The sequence below is a fragment of the Vibrio sp. Y176 genome (assembly GCF_033438945.1).
In genome coordinates, this window is record NZ_JAWOQS010000976.1 from 1 (window position 1) to 558 (window position 558).

General features: G+C 49.5%; 1 protein-coding gene. It reads left to right on the forward strand.

The annotated features are described in order from the left end of the window. Nucleotides 1–558: M6 family metalloprotease domain-containing protein (locus tag R7O13_RS29720; protein ID WP_318305573.1), on the forward strand; the 558-nt coding region annotated here is incomplete at both ends.

The following is a 558-nucleotide window of genomic DNA, read 5'->3' on the forward strand; positions in this document are numbered from 1 at the left end:
CTGTGTTTACAGAGGCCTACCAAAAACTGGATCCGTACTTCAATCTTTCTGCTTTCGACAGTAACCAAGATGGAACCGTTGAACCTTCAGAGTTGTCAGTGATGTTTATCTTTGCTGGTGGCGACCGTTCAACCGGATTCCTTGACCGTCCTGCTATCTGGCCACACAAATTCTCTCACAATGATGTCACGCTAGATGGCAAAAAGATCACTGACTACTGCGTGTTTGCTGACTACCAAGTTGATCATCAAGCGACGTTGGGTGTGATCGTACATGAGCTTGGCCACTTAATGCTTGGCTTGCCGGACTTGTACGCAAGGAACAGTGATGCCTCGATTGGTTCTTGGGGCGTGATGGGTGCTGGTTCATGGGCGAAGAAACCGGGTGATTCGTACTCAGGTGCTACGCCCGTTAACATGAGCGCATGGAGCAAACACGCGGCTGGTTTCGTTGTACCAACGATCACTCATGAAAGCCCGACGCCTATTTCCGTGAATAACGACGACGTCAAATTGGTGTATCTCGACCCATACTTAAAAGAGTTTGGCCCACGCGTGT